General features: G+C 60.9%; 14 protein-coding genes. 8 read left to right on the top strand and 6 right to left on the bottom strand.

What is annotated here, in order from left to right; translation table 11 throughout:
- Positions 1–250: 250 nt before the first annotated feature.
- The 4 genes from NVB75_RS05400 to NVB75_RS05385 all read left to right on the top strand — a co-directional run bounded on the left by NVB75_RS05400 (position 251) and on the right by NVB75_RS05385 (position 4,405).
- Positions 251–2,341: a bifunctional diguanylate cyclase/phosphodiesterase gene (locus NVB75_RS05400; protein WP_258346341.1), complete on the top strand. Its 2,091-nt coding sequence runs from the start codon at positions 251–253 to the stop codon at positions 2,339–2,341.
- 92 nt (positions 2,342–2,433) lie between these two features.
- The gene (locus tag NVB75_RS05395; protein ID WP_258346340.1) at positions 2,434–2,871 is read left to right on the top strand and encodes a kelch repeat-containing protein; all 438 of its coding nucleotides are present in this window, start codon (positions 2,434–2,436) and stop codon (positions 2,869–2,871) included.
- 12 nt (positions 2,872–2,883) lie between these two features.
- Positions 2,884–3,558 (top strand): kelch repeat-containing protein, encoded by a 675-nt coding sequence (locus tag NVB75_RS05390; RefSeq protein WP_258346339.1) that lies wholly within the window; start codon positions 2,884–2,886, stop codon positions 3,556–3,558.
- A gap of 100 nt (positions 3,559–3,658) precedes the next feature.
- Complete coding sequence (locus NVB75_RS05385) at positions 3,659–4,405, top strand: SDR family oxidoreductase (RefSeq protein WP_258346338.1); 747 nt, start codon at positions 3,659–3,661, stop codon at positions 4,403–4,405.
- 116 nt (positions 4,406–4,521) lie between these two features.
- On the opposite strand, the gene mapR is transcribed toward NVB75_RS05385, so the two are convergent.
- The 3 genes from mapR to NVB75_RS05370 form a co-directional block, all read right to left on the bottom strand.
- Positions 4,522–5,931 carry a GntR family transcriptional regulator MpaR gene (mapR, locus tag NVB75_RS05380; RefSeq protein WP_258346337.1) on the bottom strand — a complete coding sequence of 470 codons (1,410 nt, stop codon included), beginning with the start codon at positions 5,929–5,931 and terminating at the stop codon, positions 4,522–4,524.
- Between the two features lie 107 nt (positions 5,932–6,038).
- Complete coding sequence (gene ccoG / locus NVB75_RS05375; protein ID WP_258346336.1) at positions 6,039–7,454, bottom strand: cytochrome c oxidase accessory protein CcoG; 1,416 nt, start codon at positions 7,452–7,454, stop codon at positions 6,039–6,041.
- A gap of 184 nt (positions 7,455–7,638) precedes the next feature.
- Positions 7,639–7,878, bottom strand: coding sequence for a DUF3203 family protein (locus tag NVB75_RS05370; RefSeq protein WP_258346335.1), 240 nt, complete (start codon positions 7,876–7,878; stop codon positions 7,639–7,641).
- A 120-nt stretch (positions 7,879–7,998) separates the two neighbouring features.
- On the opposite strand from NVB75_RS05370, the gene NVB75_RS05365 reads away from it, so the two are divergent.
- On the top strand, positions 7,999–8,490 hold the full coding sequence (locus tag NVB75_RS05365; RefSeq protein WP_258346334.1) for an MgtC/SapB family protein: 492 nt from the start codon (positions 7,999–8,001) through the stop codon (positions 8,488–8,490).
- On the opposite strand, the gene NVB75_RS05360 is transcribed toward NVB75_RS05365, so the two are convergent.
- Positions 8,487–9,047, bottom strand: coding sequence for a hypothetical protein (locus NVB75_RS05360; protein WP_258346333.1), 561 nt, complete (start codon positions 9,045–9,047; stop codon positions 8,487–8,489). The genes NVB75_RS05365 and NVB75_RS05360 overlap by 4 nt on opposite strands.
- Before the next feature lie 186 nt (positions 9,048–9,233).
- Positions 9,234–9,392, bottom strand: coding sequence for a hypothetical protein (locus tag NVB75_RS05355; protein WP_166742161.1), 159 nt, complete (start codon positions 9,390–9,392; stop codon positions 9,234–9,236).
- Positions 9,393–9,597: 205 nt separating this feature from the next.
- Here NVB75_RS05355 and NVB75_RS05350 point away from each other — a divergent pair, with 205 nt between their 5' ends.
- The 3 genes from NVB75_RS05350 (at position 9,598) to glgB (ending at position 17,347) form a co-directional block, all read left to right on the top strand.
- Positions 9,598–11,595: an alpha-1,4-glucan--maltose-1-phosphate maltosyltransferase gene (locus NVB75_RS05350; RefSeq protein WP_258346332.1), complete on the top strand. Its 1,998-nt coding sequence runs from the start codon at positions 9,598–9,600 to the stop codon at positions 11,593–11,595.
- A gap of 173 nt (positions 11,596–11,768) precedes the next feature.
- Positions 11,769–15,116, top strand: a complete 3,348-nt coding sequence (treS, locus tag NVB75_RS05345) for a maltose alpha-D-glucosyltransferase (RefSeq protein ID WP_258346331.1) — start codon at positions 11,769–11,771, stop codon at positions 15,114–15,116.
- The gene (gene glgB / locus NVB75_RS05340; protein ID WP_258346330.1) at positions 15,113–17,347 is read left to right on the top strand and encodes a 1,4-alpha-glucan branching protein GlgB; all 2,235 of its coding nucleotides are present in this window, start codon (positions 15,113–15,115) and stop codon (positions 17,345–17,347) included. The genes treS and glgB overlap by 4 nt, the downstream gene beginning before the upstream one ends.
- Positions 17,348–17,458: 111 nt before the next feature.
- On the opposite strand, the gene NVB75_RS05335 is transcribed toward glgB, so the two are convergent.
- A complete protein-coding gene (locus NVB75_RS05335) occupies positions 17,459–20,089 on the bottom strand; it encodes an autotransporter outer membrane beta-barrel domain-containing protein (RefSeq protein ID WP_258346329.1) in 2,631 nt (876 codons plus the stop codon).
- Between the last annotated feature and the right edge of the window lie 73 nt (positions 20,090–20,162).

The raw sequence follows: 20,162 nt of genomic DNA, 5'->3' as shown, positions 1-20,162 counted from the left end.
CTTGTGTGGGAGCGGGCTTGCTCGCGAAAACGGTGGGTCAGTCAACGATGTATCAACTGACCCGCCGCTTTCGCGAGCAACCCCGCTCCCACAAGGGTTTTACGGTGCTTTTGAGCCAGTAGATTGGCGTCAAATTCTGAATGATGGCTATACGATAATATTTCAGGTGTACAAGAATTAATCTCGCTACAATCCCCGACTTTTCACCCTGGCACGGAGGCCGTTTGGCCCATTGGTCACGAGAAGTCCCATGCTCACCGGTAGTTATTCCCCCGCCCTGGTCCTGATTTCCCTGTTCGTTGCGATACTCGCGTCCTATACCGCGCTGGACCTGACCGGCCGTATTGCCACGGCCAAAGGCCGCGCCGTATACCTGTGGATGGTCGGCGGTGCGCTGGCAATGGGTGTGGGCATCTGGTCGATGCACTTTATCGGCATGCTTGCCTTTCGCTTGCCCATCCGTCTGGGCTATGACATCGACATCACGGCGCTGTCATTGCTGATCGCAGTTCTTTCCAGTGGTTTTGCCTTGTGGCTGGTCAGCCAGCCGCGCTTGCCCGCCTGGCAGCTGGCGTTTGGCGCGCTGATCATGGGTGCCGGCATCAGCGCCATGCATTACACCGGCATGGCCGCGATGCGCATGACGCCCGGCATCGACTACGACCCTACGCTGTTCACCGCCTCCCTGTTGATTGCAGTGGGTGCTTCGGCGGCGGCCTTGTGGATCGCCTTCAATCTGCGGCGCAACACACCTTACGTGCGTTTGGCCCGGGGCGGGGCGGCGATAGTGATGGGCGTGGCCATTGTCGGCATGCACTACACCGGCATGGCCGCTGCGCGTTTCGCCGATGGCAGTTTTTGCGGCGCAGCCCTGACAGGCCTCAGCGGCAAGGGCCTGGATAACCTGGTGCTGGTGACCACCCTGGCGGTGCTGATCATTGCGCTGCTGACCTCGCTGGCCGATGCGCGCCTGGAAGCCCGCACCGCCGTGCTGGCCGACTCCCTGACCCAGGCCAACCACGAACTCACTCACTTGGCCCTGCACGACATGCTCACCGGCTTGCCCAACCGCACCTTGCTCGCCGACCGGATTCAACAGGCGATACAGCGGGTGAACGAGGAGGGTGGTTGCTTCGCGCTGATGTTTATCGACCTGGATGGTTTCAAACCGGTGAACGATGCCTTCGGTCACCATATGGGCGACCAGTTGTTGCAAGAGGTCGGCCTGCGCCTGCGGGAAGACTTGCGCAGCCAGGACACCTTGGCCCGCATCGGCGGTGACGAGTTTGTCTTGCTGGTGCAGTTGACCCAGCCCGAGGACGCGCTGCGCCTGGCCGAGCGCCAGGTGGGCTTGATCAACCAGTCGTTCCACGTGGCCGAGCACGAGCTGAAGATCTCCGCCAGCATCGGTATCGCGCTGTTCCCCGGCAACGGCGCCACGCCCCAGGAACTGCTGATGAACGCCGACGCGGCGATGTATCACGCCAAGGGCATGGGCAAGAACGGCTACAGCTTTTTCGATGTGTCGATGAACACCAATGCGCGCAAACAACTGCAACTGCTGCAGGATTTGCGCAATGCCGTGGAACACGAACAGTTCCGGCTCTATTACCAGCCCAAGTTCGACGCCCTCAGCGGCCGCCCGGTCGGTGCCGAGGCGCTGCTGCGCTGGGAACACCCGCAAGAAGGCCTGCTGCTGCCGGACAAGTTTATCGAGCTGGCGGAAAAGACCGGGCTGATCATCCCCATCGGCGACTGGGTGCTCAATGAAGCCTGCCGCCAGATGCAGGTGTGGTACGCCCAGGGCTATCAGGACTGGCGCATCGCCGTGAATCTGTCGGCGTTGCAGTTCTGCCATGCCGGGCTGGTCAAGAGTGTCGCCAATGCCCTGGAGCGCCACCGGTTGCCGGCCAACAGCCTGACCCTGGAAATCACCGAGACCACCGCCATGAGCGATGCCGATGCGAGCATGACGGTGTTGCAGAAGCTCTCGGACATGGGCGTCGACCTGTCCATCGACGACTTCGGCACCGGCTATTCGAGCCTGATGTACCTCAAGCGCCTGCCGGCCAATGAACTGAAAATCGACCGTGGGTTTGTACGCGACCTGGAGCACGACAGTGATGATGCCGCCATCGTCTCGGCGATCGTCGCCCTCGGCCAGGCCCTGGGCTTGCGGATCGTTGCCGAAGGGGTGGAGACCGATGTACAGCAGCGTTTCCTGACGCGTTTGGGTTGCGATTCCCTGCAAGGTTATCTGCTGGGCCACCCGCTGCCGGCGGACAAGTTCATGATGGACATTGAAAAAGCCAGCGCCGAGGTGGTCGGCCCCACTCCTTGAGTGGCGCGCAGACCTGTTAATTCTGACAGTAGCGACCGTGATACAGCGCGTATAGAGTCGATTCCAGGAAGCTGACTTGGGAGCCGAACGACATGGCATCGCGCATGACCGGTGTTTTCACACCCACAGGTTCGATGCTCGAGCCCCGTTATTTCCACAACGCTGTGCGCATCGCCGACCTGGGTGTACTGGTCATCGCCGGGGAAGGCACCCTCGAGGCTTTGGGCTCGCGTTTCGACCAAGTGGCGCCTGGCACACGCGGTTGCGCATCCACCACCCGCACCATGGCCAGCGCGGAGTTCTACCACCAAGCGTCAGGGCAATGGTCGACGGCTGCGCCGCTTCCATTTCCCCGCAGTGCCAGTGGTGCTGTGGTTTTGCAGTCGGGCATTGTGCTGTTGACGGCTGGAAGCGAGTCCGGCCAGTCGATCAGCGATGTGCAGTTGTATAACGTCTCAACCCATCGCTGGACGCCAACGGGGGCCTTGCACACGCCGCGCTTCGGCCATACCAGCACGCTGTTGGCGTAAGGAAACGTCTTGGTGGTCGGCGGCAATAATCTGCAGTCAGGCGCCGGGCAGGTGCAAGACAGCGTTGAATGCTACGACCCGCTCACCGGCCGTTGGCAGCGTAAAGCCTGGCTCCCCGTGGATGCCATGAATCACACCGCAACGCTGCTGCCGACGGGAGAGGTGCTGGTGGTCGGAGGCTATTCCGGCATGCAGAACACCACGCTGCCCCGGGCCTTTCTGTACGACCCCACCAGCCGCCGCTGGACTGAACGGCGACCTTTGCCCGCTCCCCGTATGCAGCACACAGCTACCTTGTTGGCCGACGGTCGGGTGTTGATCTGCGGCGGTGCTGATGAACCTTTCGGCCCGGCGCAAGACCTGGCCTTTATCTACGACCCGGTCCTGAACAGCTGGGACCGGACACTGATGTGTGTCCCGCGCAAAGACCATAGCGCGACCCGTTTAGCGACGGGAGAAGTCCTGGTGGTGGGCGCCAGCAGCCTTTCCCAACCCGAACAGGCGGCGACGGCTGAGCTGTACGACCCACGGTCCGCACAATGGTCGCTGACCGCGCCGCTCCAGCCCGGGCGTTTCGGGCATGGCGCGTGCTGCCTTTCGACGGGGCAGGTGCTGATCGCGGGTGGTTCGAGGGCCACCCCGCATCCGGCGCCTCTGGCCAATGCCGAGCTTTTTACGTTGGCGTGATCGACAGCGTCTCCCCGGGTTGACCTGAGCCCATGCAAAACCTGGCGGTCGCAGGTAGTATTGGATCCAACAGCTCACGTTGAATCAGGAGACCTTACACATGGACAAAGTCGTCATCATCACCGGTGGCAGCCGTGGGATCGGCGCCGCCACGGCGTTGCTGGCCGCTGCCCAGGGCTATCGTATCTGCATCAACTACCAGGCTGATGAAGACGCTGCTCACCGGGTGCTTGAGCAAGTGCGCGCCCTCGGCGCACAGGCCATTGCGGTGCGGGCCGATGTCAGCATCGAAGACGAAGTGATTGGCCTGTTCCACCGTGTGGATACCGAGCTGGGCCGGGTGACGGCACTGGTGAACAACGCCGGTACCGTGGGGCACAAATCGCGGGTCGATGAAATGTCCGAGTTCCGTATCCTGAAGACGCTCAGGACCAATGTGTTGGGGCCGATCCTCTGCGCCAAGCACGCGCTGCTGCGCATGTCGCCCAAACATGGCGGGCAGGGCGGCAGCATCGTCAACGTGTCGTCGGCCGCCGCGCGTCTGGGGTCGCCGGGGGAGTATGTGGATTACGCCGCGTCCAAGGGCGCATTGGACACCTTCACCCTCGGGCTTTCCAAGGAAGTCGCGGGTGAGGGGATCCGGGTCAATGGCGTGCGTCCAGGTTTCATCTTCACTGATTTCCACGCGCTGAGCGGCGATCCTGACCGGGTAAGCAAGCTGGAACCGGGGATTCCCATGGCCCGTGGCGGGCGTGCCGAAGAAGTGGCGGAAGGGATTATCTGGCTGCTGTCGGACAAGGCGTCCTATGCGACAGGAACCTTTATTGATCTGGCGGGCGGTCGATAACGTCATAGCGCCCGTTCGGGCGTCATCGCGGGCAAGCCCGGCTCCCACAGAGATACGCGATCAATTGTGGGCGCCGGGCTTGCCCGCGACGAGGTCAGTTGTCGTCACACAGCCTGTCAAAACGAACGCACAATCTTCCCCAGCGTCTCCATGGCCCTCTCACACGACTCGTCCCACGGGCTGCCGTAATTCAAACGAATGCAGTTCCTGAAGCGCTGTGTCGGCGAAAAAATCGGCCCCGGCGCGATGCTGATGCCCTGGGCCAGGGCCATCTGGAACAACTTCAACGAGTCGGTCTGCTCCGGCAATTCCAGCCACAGGAAGTAACCGCCGGCGGGCTGGCTGACCCGTGTCTGCGCCGGGAAGTAACGGGCGATGGCCGCGAGCATGGCGCTCTGCTGCTCTTCCAGCGCATAGCGCAGCTTGCGCAGGTGCCGATCGTAGCCGCCGTGTTGCAGGTAATCGGCAATCGCCGCCTGGGCCGGCATCGACGCACACAGTGACGTCATCAGCTTCAGCCGCTCGATCTTCTGCGCATAACGCCCGGCAGCCACCCAGCCAATGCGGTAACCCGGGGCCAGGCTTTTGGCGAACGAGCCGCAATGCATCACCAGGCCTTCGGTGTCGAACGCCTTGGCCGGTTTCGGCGCTTGTTGGCCGTAGTACAACTCGGCGTACACGTCGTCTTCAATCAGCGGCACCTGGTGGCTGCGCAGCAACTCCACCAACTCCTGCTTCTTGGCCTCGGGCATGGTCGCGCCCATCGGGTTCTGGAAACTGGTCATGCACCAGCAGGCCTTGATCGGGTAACGCTCCAGGCTTTGCGCCAGCACCTTGAGGTCAATGCCATCGCGAGGGTGCACGGGGATTTCCACCGCCTTGAGCTTAAGGCGTTCGAGGATTTGCAGGCTGGCATAAAACGCCGGGGCTTCGATGGCGACCAGGTCGCCCGGTTCGGTCACGGCTTGCAGGCACAGGTTAAGCGCCTCGAGCGCACCGTTGGTGATCAACAGTTCTTCCATCGGCAGCATCAGCCCGCCAACCATGTAGCGCAGGGCGATTTGCCGACGTAGTTGCGGGTTGCCCGGCGACATGTCAGTGACCACCATCCGCGGGTCCATTTCCCGGCTGGCGCTGGCCAGGGAGCGGGCCAGGCGTGGCAAGGGGAACAGCGTCGGGCTGGGGAAGGCCGAGCCGAAGGGCACGGTTTGCGGGTCTTTGATGGAGTCGAGTACCGAGAACACCAATTCGCTGACGTCCACCTCCGTGGATTCGTGCACATGGGCGCTCACCACCGGCTCGGAGAACGGGCTCGGCGCATGGGTGTTGACGAAGTACCCGGAGCGCGGCCGGGCGCGTATCAGCCCGCGACGTTCCAGCAGGTAGTAGGCCTGGAACACCGTGGACGGGCTGACCCCGTAGGTCTGGCTGGCGTAGCGCACCGAAGGCACGCGCTGGCCGGGGCCGAGGACGCCGGAGCGAATCAGTTCTGCGATGTCGTCGGCGAATTTTTCGTAGCGTTTCATTGAGTCTCAGTGCTTTGAACAGATTTTGCTGGTTGAACACAGATCTAATGTGGGAGCTGGCAAGCCAGCTCCCACATTAGATCTCCAGTGTTGCTGAAAGCTCGGGCTCAGCGATTCAATGGCGCCACAAACCGGCTATCCGCCGCGCTGTAAATCCACGGTTCATCCACGTCCGTGACCTTGAAGCGAATGGTCTGGGAGCTGCTGGCCGGCTTGTCTGCCGTCATCGCCACCGACACCGGCACATCGGTAATTTCCCCCGGCGCCAGGCGGATGTCGGTCTTGCCCTGCAACTGGAAGCCATCGCCGTCCACCAGTTCCAGACGATAATCCTGGCGTTGCTGGGTCTTGTTGATGACCTTGAGGCTGTAGATGTTCTCGATCAAGCCTTCACTGTTTTCGCGAAACATCCCACGGTCCTTGGTCACGTCCAGCGACACCATCGGGCGCGCCACCAGGGCCACCACCAGCGCGCCGATCATCACCAGCAGCACGGCACTGTAGCCGATCAGCCGTGGCCTGAGCAGATGGGTCTTGCCACCTTGCAACTGATGCTCCGAGGTATAGCTGACCAGGCCGCGGGCATAGCCCATTTTATCCATGATCGAATCACAGGCATCGATACACGCGGCGCAGCCGATGCATTCCATTTGCAGGCCGTCACGGATGTCGATGCCGGTGGGGCACACCTGCACGCACAGCTGGCAGTCGATGCAGTCACCCAGGCCCACGTCCGCCGGTTGCACGTCACGTTTGCGCGGGCCACGGTTTTCGCCACGGGCCACGTCGTAGGAAATGGTCAGGGTGTCTTTGTCGAACATCACACTCTGGAACCGCGCATACGGGCACATGTGCATACACACCGCTTCCCGCAGCCAGCCGGCGTTGATGTAGGTAGCGCCGGTAAAAAACAGCACCCAGAACAGGCTGACGCCACCCATTTGCCAGGTCAGCAGTTCTTCGGCCAGCGGCCGGATCGGCGTGAAGTAGCCGACAAACGTCAGCCCGGTCAGCACGCTGATACCCAGCCACAGCGTGTGCTTGGCCGACCGCCGAGCCAGCTTGTTCAAGCCCCAGGGCGCGGCCTGCAGCTTGATGCGCTGGTTTCGCTCGCCTTCGGTGACCTTTTCGCACCACATGAACAGCCAGGTAAACGAGCTTTGCGGGCAGGTATAACCGCACCACACTCGCCCTGCGAACACGGTGATCGCGAACAGGCCGAATGCGCAGATGATCAACAGCGCCGACAGCAGGATGAAATCCTGGGGCCAGAACGTGGCACCAAAGATGTGGAATTTGCTTTCAGCCAGGTCCCACAGTACCGCTTGCCGGCCGCCCCAGTTCAGCCACACGGTGCCGAAAAACGCCAGGAACAGAAAGCCTGCGCCCACCACGCGCAAGGTGCGGAACAGGCCGGTAAAACTGCGGGTATGAATCAGGTTGTCGCTGGATTTGGCCTTCATCTTCTTTGGATGCGCAGGCTCAAACACTTCTACGGTTCGGACGGGGATTCTATCGCTCATGGTCTTTCGCTCATCAGCCTCCATCAGGCAGATGAACTATGAACGGCGCTCTGTTTGCATAACAGACTCAGGTAGGGCGATAAAAAGCGGATCAGATGGGCCGGCAGTGCCACCCTGCGACAATGTGCTGCACCCTATGGCGCGTGGGGTGCAGCGCTTTTCAGGCAGTGATGATCCAGGTCAATCAAATCACCGAATCACCGTCGGTAGCCTTTAAATGCTTACGACCGTCGGTGGCACCTGCGACGGTCAATGCGTCGGCTTCTGCTTCGGTGATGTAGATCCGTTCGCCGTTCAACTCCACGGCCGACATGGCCTTGGCGCTGTCGGTAATCACGGTGACATCGGTGGCGGCGAGGCGTTCTTCTGCGGCGTTTTTGTCGACCTTGAAGTAACAGGTCTGGTTTTCGATACGTACGGGCATGGTGTTGTCCTTTTCCAGGGGTACTGAACGTTAGGCGTTGCCCTTGGATAAATGGTTCTGCGCAACTGACTGACGGTCCGCGCTGTCCATCTCGTATCTACCCATGAAAAGGACACGTCCATGGACGCGTGGTGGCATGAAGTCTGGCAAACCCTGCAAACGGAATTTGCCGACATCGGCGATGCCCGGCAACTGACACAAGTCACGGTGCGGTTGCTGATCGCGGCGATTCTCGGCGGCATCCTCGGCTTTGAGCGCGAACATAAAGGCAAGGCGGCCGGGGTGCGCACCCATATGTTGGTGGCCATAGGCGCCGCGCTGTTCGTACTGGTGCCGAGCATGTCGGGCTCCCAGGCCGACGCCATGAGCCGCGTGCTGCAAGGCGTGATCGCGGGCATCGGGTTTCTGGGTGCCGGAACTATCCTCAAGGGCAAGGAAGATGAAGAGGGCCACGTCAAAGGCCTGACCACCGCCGCTGGCCTGTGGATGACCGCCGCCATTGGCGTGGCGGCGGGGATGGGGCGCGAGTCCACTGCGGTGCTGAGTACGGTGCTGGCGTTGATGGTGTTCAGTGTGATGCCGAGGATTGTCAGGATGCTGGAAAAGGATTAGCTGGCGCCTGGCCATACATCGATTTTGCTCTTACTCAGGCGGGATCCGATGTCGATGAAGGTTTTGGCCGTTCTCTCACAGCCCCGGGCGCGGTGATGCAACTTGCTCATGGATTGCTGCCAGTCTGATATCGCGCTCCAGAGCGCTGTGTCGTTGTCGGGATCGATAGTGGCGATCATACAGATCAGGTCAAAACGTCTCTTTTCGTTCTCTTGTCTTGCGCTTTTGATCAGGTCAACTGTAACGGCCTTCAGCCTCGAGTTGATGCTGTCTTCCTTCAACTGCATGCCCATTTCCACGAGGGTTCTGGCATACGCTTTGGCCTCGGGCGCGCACAACAGTGCGGTGATCTTTTCGCGGGTCAACAAATCGCCGAGCTTTTTTAAGGCCTTGGTGCTGCTTGCAGCATTGGGATGGCGCAACAGTTGGTCAATGTTGTCCTTGGTCAGCAGGGCTTTGAGGTCGGTAAGGATTTGCCCGGTCCGGGCCCCGATGGGTGGCTGTTCATTTAGCAGGAGTGGGTTGTGGGCAGGCGGTTCGCTATGGATCGTGGACATGAGGCTTCCTCGCGTTCTAGTGATGTAAACGCTACATCCCGGGAACGTGGACGTGCGTTTGCGCGGGAGTAAGTCTCAGGGGGGCAGGTGGGCGCTTGCTCTAAGAGCCATCTTTGTTTCGGGTGGGAAGCTTCGGTTTTGACGATCGACATTGGACCGTCAAAACCTGAGCGGTACCGATTCGATTCAGACAATCACCGGCGGCATTGTCGTCGGCGGTTCCTCCACGGGTGGTGGCTGAGTGCCAGGTGGCTCCTGCTCGGGAACCGGGTCGGGTTCGGTCGGCGGCAATGTCGGCTTATCTATATTGGGATCAGGCGTTTCAGCTGGAATAGGGATATTCATCGGTGTGGCCTCCTTTGTGCTTTGCTCTACCGGTGGACAACCGCCCGGTGGATTTGATTCCCCGCCCGATGGCGTCATATCCACCTGAACTTTTCAATCGCCAGCATGCTCGGAACCTATACGGCCCTGCTCAGGGAGAGCACTGCCGTTTCAGAATTTGGATCAAGCGCAAGAGCGTCCACTGGGCGTTAAGGGGAGATGCTCGATGACTGCTGAAACACTGACCCAAGATGATTCAACCTCCACATTACCGCTGTCCCAGGCACTGTTGCTGCCAAGGATTGCGATTGAAAGCACCACGCCGGTGATCGATGGCGGTGAGTTTGCGGTCAAGGCTGTGGTTGGCCAGCGTGTACAGGTTGCCAGCAAGGTTTTTGCCGACGGCCATGACAAACTCGCGGTGATGATCCGTTGGCGCCCGCTGAGTGAAGAAAGCTGGCACAGCGTGGTGATGACCGATGTCGGCAACAACGGCTGGGAAGGCGCGTTCACCGTCACGGCCCAGGGCCCGCATGAGTATTGCATTGAGGCCTGGATCGACACATTCGCCAGCTTCCGCTACGAATTAAGCAAGAAACACGAGGCCGGGGTACCGGTCAGCCTGGAGTTGCAGGAAGGCCGCAGCCAGGTCCTGCAAGCCGCCGAACGCAGTGACAACGAACTGCGCGACCGCCTGATGCTACTGCACCACGAACTCTCCGGCCTGCTGGAAACCGAGCAAGTCGCGCTGTTTCTGCACGAAGACAGTGCACACCTGATGACCCAGGCCGATCATCGCGCCTATTTGAGCATCAGCCCGGTATACCCGATTGACGTGGAACGCGAAGCCGCGCAATTCGCCAGTTGGTACGAGCTATTTCCGCGCTCGATCACCGACGATCCGGCGCGCCACGGCACTTTTAACGACGTGCACTCACGTTTGTCGATGATCCATGACATGGGTTTTGACGTGCTGTACTTCCCGCCGATCCACCCCATCGGCCGTAGCCATCGCAAGGGCAAGAACAATTCCCTGACCGCCGGGCCCGATGATCCGGGTAGCCCGTATGCCATCGGCAGCGAAGAGGGCGGCCACGAGGCGATCCACTCGCAGCTCGGCACCCGAGAAGACTTCCGCAACCTGGTCAAGGCCGCCGCCGATCATGGCCTGGAGATTGCCCTGGATTTCGCGATCCAGTGCTCCCAGGACCATCCGTGGCTCAAGCAGCATCCGGGCTGGTTCAACTGGCGACCCGACGGCACGATCAAATACGCCGAGAACCCGCCGAAAAAATACCAGGACATCGTCAACGTCGACTTCTATGCGGCGGATGCGATTCCCAGCCTGTGGATCGAGTTGCGTGACATCGTGGTCGGTTGGGTGGAAGAGGGCGTGAAGACCTTTCGCGTCGATAATCCCCACACCAAGCCGCTGCCGTTCTGGCAATGGCTGATCAGCGACGTGCGCTCCAGGTACCCGGAAGTGATCTTCCTTGCCGAAGCTTTCACCACCCCGGCGATGATGGCGCGCCTGGGCAAGGTCGGTTACTCCCAGAGCTACACCTACTTCACCTGGCGCAATACCAAGGCCGAGTTGAGCGAGTACCTGAGCCAGTTGAACGAGTCGCCGTGGCGCGAGTGCTTCCGGCCGAACTTCTTCGTCAATACGCCAGACATCAACCCGGGCTTCCTGCATGAATCCGGCCGCGCGGGTTTCTTGATCCGTGCCGCGCTGGCCACCATGGGCTCGGGCCTGTGGGGCATGTATTCCGGCTTTGAGCTGTGCGAAGCGGCCCCGGTGCCGGGCAAGGAAGAGTACCTGGACTCGGAAAAGTACGAGATCCGCCCGCGAGACTTCACGGCGCCTGGCAACATCATTGCCGAGATCGCCCAGCTCAACCGCATCCGCCGGCAAAACCCGGCTTTGCAGACGCACCTCGGGCTGAAACTCTACAACGCGTGGAACGACAACATCCTGTACTTCGGCAAACGCAGCGAGGACGGCAGCAACTTCATTCTGGTGGCCGTGAGTCTCGACCCGTTCAACGCCCAGGAGGCCAATTTCGAGTTGCCGCTGTGGGAGATGGGCCTGCCGGACGACGCCCAGACCCAGGGTGAAGACCTGATGACCGGCCACCGCTGGACGTGGTACGGCAAGACCCAGTGGATGCGCATCGAACCGTGGCATCAGCCGTTTGGCATCTGGCGCATTACCGTTTCCTGAATCGACACCGATCTCCAAACCACTGGAGATCAAAGGTGGGAGCGGGCTTGCTCGCGAAAGCGGAGTGTCAGTCTCCGAATCGGTCCACTGATATACCGCTTTCGCGAGCAAGCCCGCTCCCACATTGACCGAGTTCCTTCAGGCAGAATTTTTCGAATTTCCAGGAGTTTCCAATGGCGAAGAAACCCAAGGCTGCCACCTTTATCAAAGACCCGCTCTGGTACAAGGACGCGGTGATTTATCAGGTTCACGTCAAATCCTATTTCGACTCCAACAACGACGGCATCGGTGACTTTCCCGGGCTGATCGCCAAGCTTGACTACATCGCCGACCTCGGTGTGAACACCATCTGGCTGCTGCCGTTCTACCCCTCGCCACGCCGTGACGATGGTTACGACATCGCCGAATACCGTGGCGTGCACAGCGACTACGGGACCATGGCCGACGCCAAGCGCTTTATCGCTGAAGCCCATAAACGCGGGCTGCGGGTGATCACCGAACTAGTGATCAACCACACCTCGGACCAGCACCCCTGGTTCCAGCGCGCACGCAAGGCCAAGCCGGGTTCGGCAGCGCGGGACTTCTACGTGTGGTCCGATGACGACCAGAAATACGACGGCACCCGCATCATTTTCCTCGACACCGAAAAGTCCAACTGGACCTGGGACCCGGTCGCCGGCCAATACTTCTGGCACCGCTTTTACTCCCACCAGCCGGACCTCAACTTTGACAACCCGCAGGTCATGAAAGCCGTCCTGTCGGTGATGCGTTACTGGCTCGACATGGGCATCGACGGCCTGCGCCTGGACGCCATCCCGTACCTGATCGAACGCGACGGCACCAACAACGAAAACCTCCCGGAAACCCACGACCTGCTCAAGCAGATCCGCGCCGAGATCGACGCCAACTACCCCGACCGCATGCTCCTGGCCGAAGCCAACCAATGGCCGGAAGACACCCAGCTGTACTTCGGGGACAAAAAGGGCGATGACGGCGACGAATGCCACATGGCGTTCCACTTCCCGCTGATGCCGCGCATGTACATGGCGCTGGCCCAGGAAGACCGGTTTCCGATCACCGACATCCTGCGCCAGACTCCGGAGATCCCGGCCAATTGCCAATGGGCAATCTTCCTGCGCAACCACGATGAACTGACCCTGGAAATGGTCACCGACAAAGAGCGCGACTACCTCTGGAACTACTACGCCGCCGACCGCCGTGCGCGCATCAACCTGGGGATTCGCCGGCGCCTGGCGCCGCTGATGGAGCGTGACCGCCGCCGCATCGAGTTGCTCAACAGCCTGCTGCTGTCGATGCCGGGCACGCCGACCCTGTACTACGGCGATGAAATCGGCATGGGCGACAACATCTACCTGGGTGACCGTGACGGCGTGCGTACGCCGATGCAATGGTCCATCGACCGCAACGGCGGCTTCTCCCGCGCCGACCCGGCCAGCCTGGTACTGCCGCCGATCATGGACCCGCAATACGGCTACCAATCGGTCAACGTCGAAACCCAGACCCAGGACCCGCACTCGTTGCTGAACTGGACCCGACGCATGCTCGCCGTGCGTAAACAGTCCAAGGCTTTCGGTCGCGGCAGCCTGAAAATGCTCTCGCCCACCAACCGCCGCATCCTGGCGTATACCCGCGAATTCGTGGGCGAGGACGGCAAAAATGAAATCATCCTGTGCGTGGCCAACGTTTCCCGCAGCGCCCAGGCCGCCGAACTCGATCTTTCAGCGTTTGCCGGCATGGTCCCGGTGGAGATGCTCGGCGGCAACGCCTTCCCGCCCATTGGCCAGCTGAATTTCCTGCTGACTCTGGCGCCGTACGGCTTCTATTGGTTCGTGCTTGCGGCGGAAAACCAGATGCCAAGCTGGCACGTGGAGCCGGCGCAAAGCATCCCGGACTTCACCACCCTGGTGCTTAAGAAACGCATGGAAGAACTGCTCGAAGCACCGTGCCGCACCACCCTGGAACAAAATGCCTTGCCGGCGTGGCTGCCCAAGCGCCGCTGGTTTGCCAGCAAGGACACGGCAATCGACGCTGTGCACATCGCTTACGGCGTGCGCTTTGGCGACCCGCAGCACCCGGTGTTGCTCAGTGAAATCGAAGTCACCAGCGCCGGGCAGGTCAGCCGCTATCAGTTGCCATTCGGCTTCCTCGGCGAAGACCAGTTCACCAGCGCCTTGCCGCAACAACTGGCGCTTGCCCGAGTACGGCGAGTGCGTCAGGTGGGTTTGGTGACTGATGCCTTCAGCCTCGACACCTATATCCGCGGCGTGATCCAGGGTCTCCAGGCCAAAACCGTCCTCGACTCCACCGATGGCGAGATTCGCTTCGAGCCCACGGCGCAGCTGGCCAAGCTGGAATTGAACGACGAGTCGGAAGTGCGCTACCTCGCCGCCGAACAGTCCAACAGCTCAGTGGTGGTGGGCGGCAGCCTGGTGCTCAAGTTGATCCGTAAAGTCAGCGCCGGGGTTCACCCGGAACTGGAAATGGGCGCCTACCTGACCGAGGCCGGCTACGAACATATCTCGCCGCTGCTGGGTTCGGTGATTCGCCATGATGCCGATGGCCAGGACAACCTGCTGATGATTGCCCAGGGTTACCTCAGCAACCAGGGCGACGCCTGGGGCTGGACCCAGAACAACCTGGAACGGGCGATTCGCGATGAACTGGCGGAAGCCATCTCCGAACAGGAACAGCATTACAACGCCCTCGGTGAGCTGGCGGATTTTGCCGGCTTGCTCGGCCAGCGCCTCGGTGAAATGCACCAGGTGCTGGCAGCACCTACCACCAACAAGGCCTTCAAGCCTGAGGTTACGTCCCTCAAGGACACCCAGGGCTGGGCCAAGCATGTAGGCGCACAAATCGACCGCGCGTTGCAGTTGCTCAAGCAGCATCAAACCAAGTTGAACCCTGCCGATCAGGCGTTGGTCAGTGCTTTACTGGATCAGAAAAAGGCCATCGCCAGTTACGTTCAGGACCTGGCGAAAGCCACGGTGGGCGGGTTGCGTATTCGCGTGCACGGCGACCTGCACCTGGGCCAGGTACTGGTGGTGAAGGGTGATGCCTACCTGATTGACTTCGAGGGCGAGCCGGCGCGGCCGCTGCCTGAACGTCGCGGCAAACACAGCCCGTACAAGGATGTGAGCGGGGTGCTACGGTCGTTTGATTACGCGGCGGCCATGGCGGTGAATGTGCAAGGCGTCGACCAGTCACCTGAAGCCAATGCATCCCGGCAGCGGGTGGCGGATCGCTACTTGCATGAGGCCAAACAGGCATTTATCCAGGCCTATCACGCTGCCACGACTACACTGGCCCATGACTGGCAGGATGCCAAAGGCCAAGACGCAGCGCTGGCGTTGTTCAGCCTGGAGAAGGCTGCGTACGAAGTGGCCTACGAAGCAGAGAATCGTCCCAGCTGGTTGCCAGTGCCGTTGCAAGGTTTGCACGGGCTGCTTAGCGGGCTGAAACCATTATCGAAAACTGCACGCGGTGGGGAGTCGTCATGAGTTTTACAAGCAAAGAACCGCTGCAGGAAAAGTTGAGTGTGATGCCCAAGCCTGCTGATATCGAAGCCCTGGTACGGGCCGAACACCATGATCCATTCTCGATCCTGGGCCCCCACGATGACGAGCAGGGCGGCCAGTTCATTCGCGCCTTCCTGCCGGAAGCCTTGAGTGTCCAGGTGCTGGCCCGTGACAGCGGCGAGCACATTGGCAGCCTCGATGCGACCCAGGTGCCCGGCTTGTTTGTCGGCCATTTCGGCACTCGCCAGGCGTATCTGCTGAAGATCCAGTGGGCCGGTGGCGAGCAGATCACCGAAGACCCCTACAGCTTCAGCCAGTTGCTGTTGGGCGAGATGGATTTGTACTTGTTCGCCGAAGGCAATCACCGCGACCTGAGCAGTTGCCTCGGCGCACAAGTGACCAGTGTCGACGGCGTCGAGGGTGTGCGCTTTGCGGTGTGGGCACCGAATGCCCGCCGGGTATCGGTGGTGGGCGACTTCAACATCTGGGACGGGCGCCGTCATCCGATGCGCCTGCGTCATCCGTCCGGGGTCTGGGAAATTTTCATCCCGCGCCTGCAACCGGGCGCCGCCTACAAGTATGAAATTCTGGGTGCCCACGGGATCCTGCCGCTCAAGGCCGACCCCATGGCCCTGGCCACGCAGTTGCCGCCGGATACCGCGTCCAAAGTTGCTCCGCCGTTGCAAGTCGACTGGCAGGACCATGACTGGATGCAATCGCGCGGCGAGCGGCAAAAGCCCAGCGCGCCGCTGTCGATCTACGAGTTGCATGCCGGTTCCTGGCAGTGCGAACTGGACGAAGTTGGCGAAGTATCCCGCCAGTACAGCTGGCGCGAGCTGACCGAGCGCTTGATTCCGTATGTGCAGCAACTGGGCTTCACCCATATCGAACTGATGCCGATCATGGAGCATCCGTTTGGCGGTTCCTGGGGTTATCAGGCGCTGTCGCAGTTTGCGCCCACGGCGCGTTTCGGCTCGCCGGAGGATTTCGCGTACTTCGTCAATGCCTGCCATCAGGCCGACATCGGTGTGATCCTCGATTGGGTGCCGGCGCATTTCCCCACCGATACCCATGGCCTGGCGCAATTCGACGGCACCGCGCTGTACGAATACGCCAACCCGCTGGAAGGCTTTCACCAGGATTGGGACACCCTGATCTACAACCTCGGGCGCACCGAAGTCCATGGCTTCATGCTGGCGTCGGCGTTGCACTGGCTCAAGCATTTCCATATCGACGGCCTGCGGGTGGATGCCGTGGCGTCGATGCTGTATCGCGACTATTCGCGCAAGGCCGGTGAATGGGTGCCGAACCGCCACGGCGGTCGTGAAAACCTCGAAGCTATCGACTTCCTGCGTCACCTCAACGACGTGGTGGCCCTGGAAGCCCCAGGCGCACTGGTGATCGCCGAAGAATCCACCGCATGGCCCGGCGTGAGCCAGCCGACCCAACAGGGCGGCCTGGGGTTCAACTACAAGTGGAACATGGGCTGGATGCACGACTCGCTGCACTACATCCAGCAAGACCCGGTGTACCGTGCCCATCACCATAACGAGCTGAGTTTCGGTTTGGTGTATGCGTGGTCCGAGCGTTTTATCCTGCCGATTTCCCACGATGAAGTGGTGCACGGCAAACACTCGCTGATCGACAAGATGCCCGGCGACCGCTGGCAGAAGTTTGCCAACCTGCGGGCTTACCTGAGCTTCATGTGGATGCACCCGGGCAAGAAGCTGCTGTTCATGGGCTGCGAGTTCGGCCAGTGGCGCGAGTGGAACCACGATCAGCAACTGGACTGGTACCTGCTGCAATACCCCGAACACCGGGGCGTGCAGAAACTGGTGGGCGACCTCAACCGCCTGTACCGCGAAGAGCCGGCGCTGCACGACCAGGACGACGCACCACAGGGCTTCCAGTGGCTGATCGGCGACGATGCGATCAACAGCGTCTATGCCTGGCTGCGCTGGAGCAAGGACGGCAGGCCGGTGCTGGTGGTGGCCAACTTCACCCCGGTGCCGCGCGAGGCCTACAAGGTCGGCGTGCCGTTTGCCGGGCGCTGGAGCGAGGTGATCAACAGCGATGCCGACACCTACGCCGGTTCCAACTTCGGCAACGGTGGCGGAGCGTTTACGGAGGAAGAGCCCAAGCATGGGCAGCCGTTGTCCCTCTCGTTGAACCTGCCGCCATTGGGCGTGCTGATCCTGCGACCGGACGCCTGACAAGCCTCTTGTAGGAGCGAGCTTGCTCGCGAAGATCGTTAACGATAACGCGGCTAATCTGGATGAGCGCGGTGTCTTGATGTTTTTCGCGAGCAAGCTCGCTCCTACAGGTTAAAAGTCGACCCTTATGCCAATGGTGCCCTTGCGCCCATTCAGCTGATTACTGTCCAGATTGCCGTTGTACCCCACCTCGCCATACACACTGACCGTGCTCGATACCTGCATCGTTGCCCCGGCGCTGACGTCCAGCGTGGTGGATTTCTGTTCGGTATGGATGTTCGTACTGTCATTGAACGTGATGGTGTTATTCCCGGCGCTGGCGTGCCACACGTTGGTACGTACGTAAGGCAGCAGGGGCATGCCGCTCACGCTGTAGCTGCCCTTGAGGCGAACACCGAGACGGGTGACGACGTTAGTGTCGGCGCTGAATGACACATCTGAAATCCCGTCATTCTGGCTGTCCAGATAGCTTCGATCGACGATCACCTGGGCCTGCGGCTCAACCTCCCACTGTTCAGACACCGCAAACGGCATTCCGACCTCCACAGACCCCAGCACGTTGTGGCCTTTGGTTGGGAGTTTGACGCCCCGGTCGGATTCGCTGTGGCCATCGAACCGTGTACCCATCAGCACGAAATCGATATAAGCGCGGTTGGCGCCGATGAGTGTCCAATACGCGCCCAGGCTGTCACCGCGCAGGGTGGTGTTGCCGGCGTCCTTGCCCTGAAAACCGCCATTGAAGCCCGCCACATTGCCGGTCAGGCGGCTGTGGCCGACAAAGAAGCCGAAGCGTTGGGTCAGGCCAGCGTCGTTGGTCCAGGCATACAGGTCAGTGCCAACCTGGAAACCGGACAGAGAACTGTCCAGCGACGGGCTGACGGTGCCGGCGAATGATTGCCGCGTGCTACTGCCATACACCCGGCCCCAACCGGCCGCTAAAGCGCCAGGTTGGCGTTGCAGGCTTTGGTCGCCCATGCGTTCGTGGTAGGTGCCCAGCATGCCCTGGACCATCTGCTGCACGGCGGGAAACAGCACGGCATACACCGGGACTTCCGGGCGATAGATCGGTATGGGGTCTTCGCCCGGGAAGATCCCCGGGAGCTCTGGCGTGCCATCGGCAGGAACGGGGGGCAAGATGCCCACCGGGTTTTCAGGATTACCTGGATTACCGGGATTCCCAGGATTCCCAGGATTCTCAGGTTCGCCAGGGTTGGGCAGCGGCGGCGCCACCACCGAGGACCGCAGGAACCAGTTTTGCCCGGTGCCCGGCGTTACGCCACCTTTGAACAGATAGTACTCGTAGGCGCCAGCGGAAACAGCGCCACCGCGCAGGGTAAAAGCGAGGTCGCTGCTGGTTGCACCGTTAAGTGCTTCAACCACCTGGATGCCGTTCTGCAGCGTCATGGCGCCGGGCCCGGCAAGGTTGGTGACGGTGATGGTGGTGCCACCTTGCAGCGTGCCCTGGCTGACTACCAGCTTGTCACTGGCCGAGCCGTCGGCGCCGAGTACCGATTGCAGCGCGAGTTCGCCACCATTGCCGGTGTAGTTGCCGTTGACGGTCAGGCTGTCGGTGGCGCTGGAACTGGCGGTGGTCATGTCAATCAGGCCGCCGTTGTTCAAGTTGGCTTGTTGCCCGGCCGTGAAGGGGCTGATGCTGCCCTGTGTTACCTGCAGGGCGGCGCTGCCAAAAATATTCAGGGTGCCGGTGGCCGTAGCGCTGTCACCGAGCTTGAAGTCGCCGCCCAGGGTCAGGCGCGAATTGTTGTCCAGGTTGACGGTTTCCCAGTTGACATAGCGGGTTGGCGTGGCGGATCGGGTGTTGTCGAAGGTCAGGGTGTCATTACCCAAACCACCCTCCAGAAGTGGTGTGGAGGCCAGGGTGGTTTCGGTCAGGTTGAGCAGGAAACCCTTGTCAGCGCCGTCGCCCATGAGGATTTCCTTATGGATCAGACCGCCGCCTTCCCAAGTGAACTCATCGTTGCCAAAGCTGGCGAGGATCTGCCCACCTATCTCGCCGCCGCTGACGTTGATGATGTCGTTGCCGCCGCTGACGCTGATATTGCCACCGACGGTTCCTCCGGAAACCAGGATGGTATCGTTTCCGAAGCCGGTGACCAGATTGCCAAAGATTTCTCCACCCCTCAGGTCGAACAGGTTGTTGTCGAGCTTCATGTCGACCCGCCCGATGCTGCCACCGGTCATCAGCGCAATATCGCCGTCCTCAAACGCACCGATGATCTTTCCGCTGCTCATGGTGAACTCGTCATGGCCGTCGCCCTGAGCCAGCGAGGCGACGGTGCCACCGCTCTGGAAGTACTGGTCAACCCCGTCACCCTGGGAGATTGCACCGGAGCTGCCCCCGCTGATTTGCGCAATATCACCGCCCGCGCCTTGCGTCACCGTGCCGGAAATATTGCCATTGAACAGCTGGAAAATATTTCTTCCGTCACCTTGGTTGATCGCGCCATTGATCGCGCCGGAATCCATCGTGACCCGATCATCTCCCGCACCATAAGTCACGTTACCGACAATGATGCCGGTACCGCCGAGGGGGAACTCCAGGACGTTGCTTCCTTGTAAATCCGTCAGCGCGCCAGCACTGCCATCGCTGCACAGGGTGGTGTCGTTGCCTGCGGTTATGACCAGCGTACAGGCGGCGTGCGCGGGGAGGGGCCAATTGAGCAACAGCGTCGTCACGCTGCAGACGCTCAGATACGTCACTGATGAAAACCGTGTGCTCATGATTCGCCCTCCCTGCAAGCCGGTGTTCCAAGCTAGCCACACAGAGAGAGCGTTCGCTACTGTCAGAAGTTAC

This window comes from Pseudomonas sp. CBS, from assembly GCF_024734645.1.
In the GTDB taxonomy this organism is placed as follows: Bacteria; Pseudomonadota; Gammaproteobacteria; order Pseudomonadales; family Pseudomonadaceae; genus Aquipseudomonas.
The sequence above is the reverse complement of the archived record's forward strand: the minus strand, read 5'-3'. Positions and strand labels throughout refer to the sequence as shown.